Genomic DNA, 13,548 nt, shown 5'->3' with positions numbered 1-13,548 from the left:
CTGATCGAACTCAAATCGCCACTGGCGCTTTAATCGCCGGGTGCGGATCGTATCCTTCGATCTCAAAATCTTCGAAGCGATAGTCAAACAGGGAAGCAGGTTTGCGCTTGATCACCAGCTTTGGCAGCGGGCGCGGCTCACGAGTCAGCTGCAACCGGGTCTGTTCCAGGTGGTTGCTGTACAGGTGCGTATCGCCACCGGTCCAGACAAAGTCACCCACTTCCAGATCGCACTGCTGCGCCACCATATGCACCAGCAGCGCATAGCTGGCGATATTAAACGGCAGGCCGAGGAAGATATCGCACGAACGCTGATAGAGCTGGCAGGAGAGCTTGCCGTCCGCCACGTAGAACTGAAAGAACGCATGGCAAGGGGCAAGCGCCATCTCATCCAGCTCGCCAACGTTCCAGGCGGAAACGATAATACGGCGTGAGTCCGGGTCGCTTTTCAACTGCTGCAGAACTTTGGTTAACTGGTCAATCTCGCAACCATCGGCGGCACCCCAGCTGCGCCACTGTTTACCGTAAACCGGTCCCAGGTCGCCATTCTCATCAGCCCACTCATCCCAGATGGTGACCTTGTTTTCCTGCAGATAAGCGGTATTGGTATCGCCATTGAGGAACCACAACAGTTCATGAATGATTGAACGCAAATGACACTTTTTGGTGGTGACCAGCGGAAAACCTTCCTGCAGGTTGAAACGCATCTGATGACCAAAAATCGACAGCGTGCCGGTACCGGTGCGATCGTTTTTCGGCGTGCCCTCAGCGAGCACTTTCTGCATTAAATCCAGATACTGTTTCATTTTTCCTCACGAAGTTGCTGAGCGCCGCGACGGCGATAGGCCCAGATCATCATCACAATACCGGCGAAAATCATCGGTGTGGAGAGGATCTGCCCCATGCTGATACTGTTGTCAAACAGGCCAAGCTGAGCGTCCGGCTGGCGAAAGAATTCCACAATAAAGCGGAACGCGCCGTAGCCGATCAGGAACAAGCCGGAGACGGCCCCCATCGGGCGGTTTTTACGGATAAAGAAATTCAGGATGATAAACAGCACCACGCCTTCCAGCAGCAGCTCATAAACCTGCGAAGGGTGGCGCGGCAGCACGCCGTAGGTAGACAGCAACGTCTGCCATTCAGGATGCGTTGCCGCCAGCGCGACGTCTTCGCTGCGGGAGCCAGGGAACAGCATTGCCCAGGGCAGATCCGGTGCCACGCGGCCCCACAGCTCGCCGTTGATAAAGTTACCCAGACGGCCGGCACCCAGACCAAATGGGATCAGCGGTGCGATAAAATCAGAAACCTGGAAGAAGTTACGTTTGGTGCGGCGGGCGAACCACAGCATCACGCAGATAACCCCAATCAGACCGCCGTGGAACGACATGCCGCCATCCCAGACTTTGAACAGATATAGCGGGTTATCGAGGAACAGCGGCAGGTTATAAAACAGCACATAACCAATACGGCCGCCAAGGAAGACCCCAAGAAAGCCTGCATACAGCAGGTTTTCCACTTCTTCTTTTTTCCAGCCGCTGCCGGGCTTGTTGGCACGGCGCACCGCCAGCCACATGGCGAAAATAAAGCCTACCAGATACATCAAGCCGTACCAGTGCAGGGAGATCGGTCCGACGGAGAAAATCACCGGATCAAATTGGGGGAAAGCCAGATAGCCGTTAGTCATCTTTCACCATTTTTAGAGTCTGTCCTGACCGGCAGGCGACGGAATTTATTAACCAGTGCGCGCACGACGCTGCATTAAGGCGCGCATCATAGCACAGCGCGAATTAGCGGATCCGGCGGAACTGTAAACTTTATTAAGCTACGGAGATCCCGGATCAGATTATGTCGGGATTGCGCCGGGGGAAACTTTAGCGTCCACCCCGGATCAGGCCACCCAACCCGCGACGTTCCATAAAGGCAGCCACCTGATGGCGGACCTCGGTCGCCAGCTGCGCCCGCAGACCAGATTCAGCCAGCTTGCGTGCCTCTTGATAGTCGAGATGGTGCAGGAGGTACTTGACCCGCGCCACGTTACGACCGTTCATGCTCAGATGGTGGTAGCCCAGGCCGATCAGCAGCGCAACGCAGGCCGGGTCCCCGGCCATTTCGCCACACAGGCAGAGTTCTATTCCGGCCAGCTTCGCCTCTTCCGCAATGGTTTTCAGCGCTCTGAGCATTGCCGGGTGCAGGCTGTCGTACAGGTTAGCCACACGGGTATTGTTGCGATCAACCGCCAGCAAATACTGCGTCAGATCGTTAGTGCCTACCGAGATAAAATCGACCCGACTGGCCAGATGACCGATCATAAAGATCATCGACGGCACTTCAATCATCACCCCGATACGCGGTTTCGGGATCGTATAGCCCAGCATCTCCTCCACTTCCAGCGCGGCGCGGTCGATTAACCGGATCGCTTCATCGATTTCGTCAATGCTGGTGATCATCGGCAGCAGAATACTGAGGTTGTCACTGGCAACGTTAGCGCGCAGCATCGCCCTCACCTGCACCAGGAAGATCTCCGGCTGATCGAGCGTCAGGCGGATGCCTCGCCAGCCAAGACACGGGTTCTCTTCACTGATTGGCATATACGGCAGCTGCTTGTCGGCCCCGATATCCAGCGTGCGCAGGGTGACCGGCTTTTCCAGGAACAGTTGCAACATGCCCTGGTACTGTGCTACCTGCTCTTCTTCAGAAGGGAAGCCGTTTTGCAGCATAAACGGGATTTCGGTGCGGTAGAGGCCCACGCCATCCACCCAGCTCCCCAGCGCTTTTTCGTGTTCGGCACTCAGGCCTGCATTGAGCATAACCTTGACGGGTTCGCCGCTTTTCAACGCGGCCGGGCACTCGACCACGTCTTCAGCCAGCTTGCTCAGTTCGTTTTCTTCGCTGATCAGCCGCTGATATTCCAGCACCAGCACCGGCTCAGGATCGACCAGCAGCTCACCGCGATAACCATCGACAATCAGCAACCTGCCGTTCAGCAGTTCGGGCTGAATATCCGCGCCCATCACCGTCGGGATCCCCATCGCCCGAACCATGATCGCCGCGTGGGAGTTAGATGCGCCATCCCTGACCACCACCCCCGCCAGACGATCGTGCGGCAACTCGGCAAGGGTTGTAGCCGTCAGCTCATCGGCCACCAGCACAAACCGCTCGGGCCAGGTATTGGTGCCCTGCATGGTGTCGTCAAGGTGGAACAGCAGACGTTGGCCAAGCACGCGCAAATCGCCAGAACGCTCACGCAGGTAACTGTCCTGCAGGCTGGCAAACTGGGCGGCAAATTTTTCGATCACCTTTTTAACCGCCCACTCGGCTACCGATCCTTTGTCGATCTCGGCATAGAGATCTTTTTTCAGGCGGTTATCACTCAGCAGGTGGGAATAAAGATCGAAGATTGCCGCGCTCTCTTTGTTGACGCTGGCAGTGAAACGCTTGCTGTAGCGGCGGAACTCGCCAGAGGCTTCATCCATAGCCAGAGAGAGCCTCTCCCGCTCACGCGCCGTATCCAGCGTTGAAGCTGCGAAAACGTTGTCCAGCGAAGGCTGGGTGGTGTCGACCCACCCTGCGGCAACAGCAACGCCCGGAGCAGCCGCCAGCGCGCGAACGCGGGTCTGCCGGTACTGGCCAAACAGGGCATTAAGCTGTGACTGGGAAAGGATGGTCGCCATCTGGGTGGCGAGCGTGACAAGAAACGACTCTTCGCTTTCGTCAAACTGGCGGTGTTCACGCTGCTGCACTACCAGCACGCCAAGCAGCTGGCGACGGCTGATGATCGGCACGCCCAGGAACGAACGGAAGCGCTCTTCTTTGACCGAAGGAACGTATTTAAAACTGGGGTGACTCTGCGCATCTGCCAGGTTGATTGGCTCAGCCAGCCGTCCCACCAGCCCGACGATCCCTTCGTCGAAGGCCAGCGCGACGGTACGGCCACGCGGCTTTTTCAGTCCGCGGGTCGCCATCAGGTAATAGCAGCGGCGATCGTGGTCGGCGAGATAAACCGAACAGACTTCGGTTTCCATCGCCAGGCAGATCTCGTTGACCAGAATATCAAGCGCCTCGGTCAGCCTGGGTGCCCCGGCCACTTTTTCAACTATTTCGCGCAGCTGTGTGAGCATAATCTACGTGGCTTAACCTCTCTTCCGTCGGTAGAGCGCATTTCGCTGTACGGCATTCTCCTGCAGCGGCATTACCACGCCGGCAAACTCCTTCATCACCCGACGATAAACGTCGCGCTTGAAGGACACCACCTGGCGTACCGGATACCAGAAGCTGACCCAGCGCCAGCCGTCAAATTCCGGCGTACTGCTGGTTTGCATGTTGATATCCGCGTCATTGCACAATAATTGCAGAAGAAACCACTTCTGTTTCTGGCCGATACAGACCGGCTTTGTGTCCCAACGCACCAAACGTTTTGGCAACTTGTAGCGTAACCAGTTGCGGGTAGAGGCAAGAATACGCACATCCTTGCGGTGCAAACCGACTTCCTCGAAAAGTTCTCGATACATCGCCTGTTCCGCCGTCTCCCCGGGATTAATTCCCCCCTGAGGAAACTGCCAGGAGTGCTGGCCATATCTTCTGGCCCACAACACTTGTCCCTGCCTGTTACAAATTACGATACCAACATTCGGGCGGTAGCCATCATCATCGATCACTGGACTACCTCAAACTAAAACTCGGATGTTCTGATTGTTTCATACTCCTTACAGGTGGTAAACCACTGGTTTTCGCCGTCAGCACCCGGCAGATGCGGGATAACTCACAGAGTTGAGCAAAGTTATAAACAGAAATCGCCGTTTCAGGGCGATCTTATTCACCTTTTCTGTGGATAGCTTTGTGCAGAACTCTGTTAACCCATGGGGAAAACTTTCTGAACCCTGGCAGGACCTGATCTGAGCCTGGCGGTTAACTCTCTGTGGAAACTAGGATTTATCCGGATATCCCCTCATTACCAACCCTTTTCATCCCTCTGTCACACTCATACTATCCCTCACTGGTGAAAGATCGAACACTGGGGTTTTTATCCACAGGTTATACCACTAAGATGTACAAAAAAGCGCTTAAAATGGGCAAAACTCCCTACGTCAAGGCTGTAAATCGAAACAGTATTATCATAAAAGCCGAGTTATCCCATTTTTCTGTGGATAACAGGGTGTAAGATCCTGTTCATTGCCAGTGACAACTCTGGCATAACCTTAAGCTGGCCTGGGAAAAACTCCCGATTCAGGAATAAAAAAACATGATTTATCATGCTATTATTTCACTTTTGCACAATCTTCTGTGCCAGTGCAGGGAAAGCAAAAAAGAGTGGTCTTTTTTTGAACGGCAACAGAGAGTGATTCATGACCCAACCCTTTATACCGATCCTTCCGCCGGAAAATGAAGCGCAGCTGCTGGAGCGTGCGCGACTGCTGGCTGGCTACACGCTGGGCGAACTGGCACTGCGGGCGAATATTGCCATCCCCCGCGACCTGCGTCGGGATAAAGGTTGGGTGGGAATGTTGCTTGAACGCTATCTGGGTGCCAGCGCGGGCAGCAAGCCGGAGCAGGATTTCGCCGAGATCGGCGTGGAGCTGAAAACCATTCCTGTCGATTCACTTGGCCGACCGCTGGAAACCACATTTGTCTGCGTGGCTCCCCTCACCGGCAATACGGGCGTAGTGTGGCAGACCAGCCACGTTCGCCATAAGCTGGCTCGTGTGCTCTGGGTTCCGGTTGAAGGCGATCGTGCCATTCCGCTGGCTGACCGTCGGATCGGGGCGCCGCTGCTGTGGAGCCCCGATCAACAGGAAGAGGCGCAGCTCAGACAGGACTGGGAAGAGCTGATGGATATGATTGTGCTGGGCCAGGTAGAACGGATTACTGCCCGTCATGGTGAAGTACTGCAGATCCGCCCGAAAGCGGCCAACAGTAAGGCGCTGACCGAGGGTATCGGGGAAAACGGTCAGCCGATCATGACGCTGCCTCGCGGGTTCTATCTAAAGAAAACTTTTACTGCTCCCCTGCTGGCTCGCCATTTTCTGCTGTAACCCTCATAACCAGATAAATGCCCGCTATTTACCAGGATCATGGGTATAGCTTCTGCTGGGCGGGTTGAGTATCCTCTTCGTTTACTTCTCGTTTAGGATGTGATGCTTATATGTTTGAATGGATTGCCGATCCGAATGCCTGGCTGGCGCTGGGTACGCTGACGATTCTGGAAATCGTCCTCGGTATTGATAACATTATTTTCCTGTCTCTGGTGGTGGCGAAGTTGCCAAAACAGCAGCAGAATGCCGCACGCCGTCTTGGCCTGGCCGGTGCGATGATGATGCGTCTGGGTTTGCTGGCCTCGATTGCCTGGGTGATCCGCCTCACCCACCCCCTGTTCACACTGATGGATCACAGCTTCTCCGCCCGGGATCTTATCCTGCTTTTTGGTGGCCTGTTCCTGCTGTGGAAATCAAGCCAGGAGATCCACGAAACGATCGAAGGGAGCGAAGAAGAGCATACGACCAACGTTAACTCCTTTGCCGGTGCCATCGTGCAGATTATGCTGCTGGATATTATTTTCAGCCTGGATTCAGTGATAACCGCAGTGGGCCTTTCTGACCATCTGATTATTATGATGGCTGCAGTGGTGATTGCGGTAATGGTGATGATGTTTGCCGCCCGCAGTATTGGCGAATTTGTTGAACGCCATCCTTCGGTAAAAATGCTGGCGCTGGCCTTCCTTATTCTGGTTGGTTTTACCCTGATTCTGGAAAGCTTCAATATTCACGTTCCGAAAGGCTATATCTATTTCGCCATGTTCTTCTCAATGGCTGTTGAGTGCCTGAATTTACTAAGAAATAAAAAGAATCACACCGGATAAATACTGGCCGGGGTCCCGGCCAGCCTGTCATCCTGTAATATCACTTTACGAAAAAAGTCAATGACACCCCGTGCTTGCTGCACATTTTCGGAGTGTTACGATAGCCGCATTGTGCTTTAGAGCGTAATAATGTCAGACAGATGACAGGCTAAGGGAGCTGAGTATGAAGTGGATGTTTGGCGCGGTTGCGCTGGTGCTGGCAACGCTGGTCAGTGGCTGCAGCAGTGATTACGTGATGGCAACAAAGGACGGCAAGATGATCATGACCCAGGGAAAACCGGAAATTGATAAAGAGACCGGGCTGGTGAAATATACTGATAATGCCGGTCATGAATTACAAATTAACGGCGACGATGTTTCCTCGATTGTCGAACGCTAACGCAAATTTCTGCCACCTGTTGCCGTAAAACGGGTGGCCTCACCGCATTTCCCGATAAATCCCCTCTTCCCCCTGTTGCACACGACGGTTATAGTCAAATGCCGGACCTGGCTGCGCGCCGTTAAGCGCTACCTGAGCGTGAAGTTCGCTGCCAGGTTCCAGACCTTTTAATAATGAAAAAAGGAAGCCGGCAAATGCACTATCATCGTATCCCCCACAGCACTCTTGAAGTCAGCAGCCTGGGGTTGGGCACCATGACGTTTGGTGAGCAAAACAGTGAAGCCGACGCCCATGCTCAGTTAGATTTAGCGCTCAGCGCTGGTATCAACCTTATTGACACCGCCGAAATGTATCCGATGCCTCCGCGCCCGGAAACCCAGGGTTTAACCGAAAAGTACATTGGCAGCTGGCTGAAAGCCCGCGGCAACCGCGAAAAAATCATTCTCGCCTCAAAAGTGGCCGGTCCGGTCCGTGGCGCAGATGCCTCAATCCGTCCGGGTCAGGCTCTCGATCGTAAAAATATCCGCGAAGCGCTGGATGCCAGCCTGAAGCGCCTGAACACCGACTACCTCGACCTGTATCAGCTGCACTGGCCACAGCGCCAGGCCAACTATTTTGGCAAGCTGAACTATGAATACAGCGACAGCACGGCGACCGTAACGCTGCTGGAAACGCTGGAAGCGTTGAATGAGCAAGTTCGTGCCGGGAAAATTCGCTATATCGGCGTGTCGAATGAAACGCCATGGGGCGTGATGCGTTACCTGCAGCTGGCTGAAAAGCATGAGCTGCCGCGCATCGTCAGCATCCAGAACCCCTACAGCCTGCTGAACCGCAGCTTTGAAGTGGCACTGGCGGAGATCAGCCAGCACGAAGGTGTTGAGCTTCTGGCCTACTCCAGCCTGGCGTTTGGCACGCTAAGCGGCAAATACCTTAACGGGGCAAAACCGGAAGGGGCTCGTAATACGCTGTTCAGCCGCTTCACCCGTTACAGCAGCGAGCAGGCGCAGCTGGCAATCGCTGAATACGTCGCGCTGGCGAAACAGCACGGTCTGGATCCGTCACAAATGGCTCTGGCCTTTGTGCGTCAGCAACCTTTCGTTGCCAGTACCCTGCTGGGCGCCACCACGCTGGAACAGCTGAAGATTAACATTGACAGCTACAACCTGACGCTGAATGAGGATGTCCTGCAGGGGCTGGAGGCGATCCACCGCCGCTATACTTTCCCTTCTCCTTAACGCCTTGCTGGCGGGCGGAATTTATTCCGTCCCTGTGGGTAGATTGCAGGGGGCGTTCATTCGCCCCGCCAGGAGGCATCAAAATCTGAAGTTATTCTCACCGCGCGACACGAGTGCGTTTCTGAGCCAGTTGCCATCCCCACAGCACAGCAATCGCCAGCGCGAACAGCGCGCCAAAACCTACCCCGGTAGCCACCGGCGGCGATCCCAGCTTAATTGCCAGCGAATACAGCCCCAGCATCAGCAGCATTGCGCCGTTTTCACCGAGGTTCTGTACCGCAATTGCATTACCTGCCCCCACGCTCTCTTTACCACGCATTTGCAGCAGCGCATTAAGCGGCACCACAAAGAAACCGCCCAGTGCACCGATGGCAATCAACAGTCCATAAGCTCCGGCTGCCGTATGTTGCAGAGAGAAGCAAACCACCGCCACACCGATCAACACGCCAGCAGGCATGCAGCGGCCCACGGTTTTCAGCGTCACCAGCTTCGCTGCAGCGCCAGCACCAACCACTATCCCGATCGCGACCATTGCATTCAGTAGCGTCGGCGTTTTGTTGTCGGTAATGCCCAGCGCCACCGGCACCCACAGCACCAACAGGAAACGCAGCGTGACGCCCGCTCCCCAGAACAGGCTGGTCCCCACCAGCGAGAAGCGGGTTTCGCCGTCACGCCACAGCACGCGGCAGGCACGGAAGAAGGTAGTGGACATCTGTACCGGATGCCAGGTCTGACCCGGCCGGGCCGCTGACAGTGTCGGGATCAACAGATTTGCCGCCACCGCCAGCCCGTAGGCCAGTACGCAGGCAATCAGCGCTGCCAGCAGGTTCCAGTCAGCCAGCACCCCACCGGCGACAGAGCCAATCAGAATAGCTGCAATAGTCGAGGATTCCATCAGGCCATTGGCCTTCACCAAAGTTTCACCGCCGGAGATCTCTCCCAGAATGCCGTACTTCGCCGGGGAGTAGGCTGCAGCCCCCACACCGACCAGGCTGTAGCCGATAAACGGGTTGAAGCCAAAGCAGATCACCAGCGCCCCGAGCAGCTTCAGTGCGTTAGCGAACATCATCACCCGCCCCTTGGCAAAGCTATCCGCTATCTGACCAACAAACGGCGCAAGGATGATGTAAGTGGCGACAAAGACCATCTGCAATACGGGCTGACTCCAGTCCGGATACACCTGCTGCTTAAGGACTGCAAGAGTGGCAAACAGCAGGGCGTTATCGCCAAAGGCAGAGAGGAACTGGGCGGCAATCACCGCCATCATCCCTCGCGACATGATCCCTTCATTGCTGGCGGCATTACTCATCGTTATTGTTCTCCGGTTGCTCAGCCATTTGTTTCAGGGTCACAAAATCTGGTTTGCCGCTGCCCAGCTGCGGCAGCTGTTTCAGAAAACGAATATCGCGCGGTACTGCCAGTTCAGGGCTGCCGATTTCACGGGCGGCACGCTGTAGTTTATCGCGGGTCAGCTCACTGTCCGTGGTAAACAGCACCAGCGCTTCCCCGCGATTTCCATCCGGCTTCATTGAAGCAGCATGCTGCTTCTCAGCCGAAGCCTTCAGCGCAATTTGTTCGACGGTTTCCAGCGAGACCATTTCACCGGCTATTTTGGCAAAACGCTTCATCCTGCCCTGAATCTGGCAAAAGCCGTGATCGTCAAAGTCGACAATATCCCCGGTGTCGTACCAGCCTGCTTCCATCTGACCTTCGCCATTATCCGCCTGTGGCGCTTCCAGCACGCCTGGGTTATCAACGCGCAGATAGCCTTTCATAATGTTAGGGCCACGAAGCTGCAACAGCCCTCCCTGTTCAATACCCGGAACAGAAATAAGCCGGGAATCCATACCCGGCAGGATGCGCCCAACGGTGTGATTTTTCGCGGCCATCGGCACGTTGATTGCCACGACAGGCGCACATTCCGTCACGCCGTACCCTTCAAGAATACGAATACCAAATTTGTCCATCCACGTCTGACGGGTGCCTTCCTGCAATTTTTCTGCCCCGGCCACCACATAACGCAGTCGTGCGAAGTCATAAGGATTGGCAAAACGAGCGTAGTTGCCAAGGAAGGTGGAAGTACCAAACAGCACGGTACAGTTACGGTCATAGACCAGCTCCGGCACGATGCGGTAATGCAGCGGGCTGGGATACAGAAAGACCTGCGCACCGGTCATCAGCGGCGTGAACAGGCCAACCGTCAGGCCAAAAGCATGAAACAACGGCAGCGCAGACATAAAACGATCGCGGGGGGTGAAATCTGCCACCGTCCTGATCTGCTCGACGTTCGCCAGCAGGCTTTTATGCGAGTGCACCACGCCCTTGGGGTTTCCTTCCGAACCGGACGTAAACAGTACCATGGCCGCATCTTCCGGCTGCTGCTTAACGGCAGCCAGTGAAGGGAACAGCAAACGGCTCAGGATCCACAGCTTGTCCTGAGTAGTGACGGTCTCTTTCAAATCCTCCAGGAACACCCATTTAACGTCGGTGATCCCTTCCGGCAGATGCCAGAGCTTGCCTTTATCAAGGAACTGCCGAGAGGTGAATACCGTCTTCACCCCGGCAGCCTTCAGTGCACTGGTCAGTCCTTTCACGCCCGCCGTGTAGTTGAGCATCGCCGGAACGCGACCGCGCATTGAAGCGCCCAACAGCGCGGCAGCAGTCACCGTAGCATTCGGTAGCAGCAGACCAATATACTCACCCTGGGTGGTATAGCGCTCAAGAATGCGTCCGACACCCAGCGTTTTTTTCAGCAGGCCGGTATAGCTGTCTGGCGTGAAATTAACGTCTTCAATGCAGGGTTTGAAATAGCCATAACGCGAGCGGGCGGCCAGAAATGCCTGGTAAAGCGTCTCACGCGGTCGCACCGCCATGCGCGCTTCCATCATAATATGGTGCAGATGCTCACCTGCCAGCTTGCGACGCTCGCGCGCGGTTTTTGCTTCCGGCATTGGCAGTGTGGTCGCAGGCAGAACGGTCAGGCTGATCCGTGGGAACAGGCGACGTTTAAACACACCAGCCAGCCGACCAAACAGCGAGAATTCTGCCCCTTCGATCCGCAGCGGCACTACGGTCGCCTGGGATTTGGCGGCAACAAAACCCGCCCCGTCGTAGATTTTCATCAGCGAACCGGTCACGGTAATGCGACCTTCCGGGAAAATCACCACCGGGCGGCCCTGGCCAATCATCTTCACCAGATGTTTGACCGACATGGGTTTAGTCGGGTCCAGCGGGACAAAATCAATCACCGAACGAACCCAGCGCATATACCACCGATCGCTGATGGAGGAATAGACAGCGAACACCGGTTTTACCGGCAGGAACACGGCCAGCAGCACCCCGTCAAGAAAGGACATGTGATTAGGGACAATCAGGACTTTTTCTTTCGTTAACCCGGATAAATCGCCCCTCAGGCTGCAACGAAACACCAGCCGGAATAGCAGACGAAAAAATGAAAATAACATGCCAACTCCTTGAGCTTAAAAGTTGGCTATAACGATGCAGGATGCAGGGAGATAACTCAATGCGCTGAAGGGAAAAATCGCGTTTCAGGCTGCCAAATTTGAAAGGAGAAGGGGATTTCTCTTATCTGGCAGGCCAGCTTTCAGTGGTCATATGAATTTAATGTGACAGTGCTCAGCTTTATGCCGGGTGCAGAATCGGGTTTCAACGGGTTAAGCCTGGGGGACATTATGGATAACTCTCTAATTTCTAATTAGTTGGCGGGTAAGAAATGGGGGAGTTCTTCCACGACCTTCCCTCCTGACAAAGGTCTGCTGTCTTCCACAGCTAACAACCCTTTTTCTTATCACGACGGACAAATTGTCCTTTCCGCCATAAATACAAAGACCGTACAGCATTATTAATTGCGCCAGATAAACTCGATATAGCAGAATTATAAACCTTTAAAAAAGAAATAAACCACACTTAACGCTGACAATGAGTTTCACGATGTGGCTCTTGTGGTCATTTTTTAGCTGTTTTACATGCTACACGTTCTAGTTTAGTTTGAAGGCAACCTGAACAGAGGGGAGAAAAAATATCTTCTCAGCTGCTGCCCGGGGCCATAACAACTCAAACTACTTTTGGAGCACCGCTATGACGTCCATTTTCCAACATCGGGGATATTTTCTGGCCGCCGGCCTGCTGGCCGCTGGCGCATCATTCAGCAGCGTAACCTTCGCCGCTGACACTAAAACCTGCGAGAAAACCTACACCATCGGTTTCAGCCATCCGGTGGGAGAGTCGCAGTTCGCCATTGCGCTGAAGAAAAAAGTGGTGGCCGCCGGTGAGAAAAACGGCTGCGTAAAAGTGCTGCTGGACAACACCCATCAGAGCAACCTGGAATCTCAGCGCGCCACGCTGGAAAGCTGGGTAACCCGCCGCGTGGACGCGATAGTTGTACTGCCAGTAGAAGCCACCGCGCTGGACGGTCTGCGGATCCAGGCGCAGAAGAAAGGCATGAAGTGGCTGACTTATGCAGGCGCAACCAAAGGCTCCGACGGCTCAGTTGGGTTTGATAACGTGCAGAGCGGCGATCTGGTTGCCAAAGATGCCCTTGCCTGGGTGAAGAAACGTTATCCGGACGGGAAAATTACCGCCGCCGTCACCACCCTCACGCCGCTGAAAGGCTTTGCCGGACGCTGGGAAGAACCGCTGAAGCAGTTTAAAGCAGCCGGGCTGACGGTCGTCTCGCAGCAGGATTGCGCCACCCAGGCCTGCGGTATGCAGATTGCAGAAGACACACTGCGTCAGCACCCCGATCTGCGCGTGTTTATCGGCATCAATGACGATGCGGCTCTGGGTGCCCTGCGCGCCTTTAAAAATGCCGGGATTAAACCGGAAGACGCTTACATCGCCGGGCAGGACGGTACTGTGGAAGGTCTGGAAGCTGTGAAACAGGGCGGGGCTTACCGTGCTTCTGCCGCCATCCTGCTGGACGATCTTGCCCAGTCGATTATCGATAATTCGCTGGCGGCGATCACCGGCAAAGGCCGCACCAACTACGAAACTGCGGTTGAACTTGGCACCCAACGTAACCCTCAGCGTCTTGATGCCCTTATCGCGCAATATAAGGACTGA

The 13,548-nt window shown here is 55.0% G+C and carries 11 protein-coding genes; 5 read left to right on the top strand and 6 right to left on the bottom strand.

Annotated features, from left to right (window positions below; genetic code table 11):
- Positions 1–10: 10 nt before the first annotated feature.
- The 4 genes from thyA to rppH all read right to left on the bottom strand — a co-directional run bounded on the left by thyA (position 11) and on the right by rppH (position 4,654).
- Complete coding sequence (gene thyA / locus GSQ70_RS18990) at positions 11–805, bottom strand: thymidylate synthase (protein WP_158783990.1); 795 nt, start codon at positions 803–805, stop codon at positions 11–13.
- Positions 802–1,683 carry a prolipoprotein diacylglyceryl transferase gene (gene lgt, locus GSQ70_RS18985; RefSeq protein ID WP_158783989.1) on the bottom strand — a complete coding sequence of 294 codons (882 nt, stop codon included), beginning with the start codon at positions 1,681–1,683 and terminating at the stop codon, positions 802–804. Before lgt ends, thyA begins: the two co-directional genes overlap by 4 nt.
- Positions 1,684–1,870: 187 nt before the next feature.
- On the bottom strand, positions 1,871–4,117 hold the full coding sequence (gene ptsP, locus GSQ70_RS18980) for a phosphoenolpyruvate--protein phosphotransferase (protein WP_158783988.1): 2,247 nt from the start codon (positions 4,115–4,117) through the stop codon (positions 1,871–1,873).
- 12 nt (positions 4,118–4,129) lie between these two features.
- Positions 4,130–4,654, bottom strand: a complete 525-nt coding sequence (gene rppH / locus GSQ70_RS18975; protein ID WP_147199635.1) for an RNA pyrophosphohydrolase — start codon at positions 4,652–4,654, stop codon at positions 4,130–4,132.
- A gap of 687 nt (positions 4,655–5,341) precedes the next feature.
- On the opposite strand from rppH, the gene mutH reads away from it, so the two are divergent.
- From mutH to GSQ70_RS18955, 4 genes are all read left to right on the top strand, one after another.
- Positions 5,342–6,028: a DNA mismatch repair endonuclease MutH gene (gene mutH / locus GSQ70_RS18970; RefSeq protein WP_158783987.1), complete on the top strand. Its 687-nt coding sequence runs from the start codon at positions 5,342–5,344 to the stop codon at positions 6,026–6,028.
- 110 nt (positions 6,029–6,138) lie between these two features.
- Entirely contained in the window at positions 6,139–6,852 is a 714-nt protein-coding gene (locus GSQ70_RS18965; protein WP_158783986.1) for a TerC family protein, read from the top strand.
- Between the two features lie 163 nt (positions 6,853–7,015).
- Positions 7,016–7,231 carry a YgdI/YgdR family lipoprotein gene (locus GSQ70_RS18960; RefSeq protein ID WP_158783985.1) on the top strand — a complete coding sequence of 72 codons (216 nt, stop codon included), beginning with the start codon at positions 7,016–7,018 and terminating at the stop codon, positions 7,229–7,231.
- Positions 7,232–7,425: 194 nt separating this feature from the next.
- A complete protein-coding gene (locus GSQ70_RS18955) occupies positions 7,426–8,466 on the top strand; it encodes an NADP(H)-dependent aldo-keto reductase (protein ID WP_158783984.1) in 1,041 nt (346 codons plus the stop codon).
- Between the two features lie 97 nt (positions 8,467–8,563).
- Here GSQ70_RS18955 and lplT read toward each other — a convergent pair whose 3' ends face one another.
- Positions 8,564–9,775 (bottom strand): lysophospholipid transporter LplT, encoded by a 1,212-nt coding sequence (gene lplT, locus GSQ70_RS18950; protein ID WP_158783983.1) that lies wholly within the window; start codon positions 9,773–9,775, stop codon positions 8,564–8,566.
- Positions 9,768–11,930, bottom strand: coding sequence for a bifunctional acyl-ACP--phospholipid O-acyltransferase/long-chain-fatty-acid--ACP ligase (aas, locus tag GSQ70_RS18945; protein WP_158783982.1), 2,163 nt, complete (start codon positions 11,928–11,930; stop codon positions 9,768–9,770). Before aas ends, lplT begins: the two co-directional genes overlap by 8 nt.
- A 634-nt stretch (positions 11,931–12,564) precedes the next feature.
- On the opposite strand from aas, the gene GSQ70_RS18940 reads away from it, so the two are divergent.
- Positions 12,565–13,548, top strand: coding sequence for a sugar ABC transporter substrate-binding protein (locus tag GSQ70_RS18940; RefSeq protein ID WP_158783981.1), 984 nt, complete (start codon positions 12,565–12,567; stop codon positions 13,546–13,548).

Source organism: Pantoea sp. BAV 3049, from assembly GCF_009765445.1.
Lineage (GTDB): Bacteria > Pseudomonadota > Gammaproteobacteria > Enterobacterales > Enterobacteriaceae > Erwinia.
Note: the sequence above shows the minus strand (reverse complement) of the source record. Positions and strands in the feature narration are given on the sequence as shown.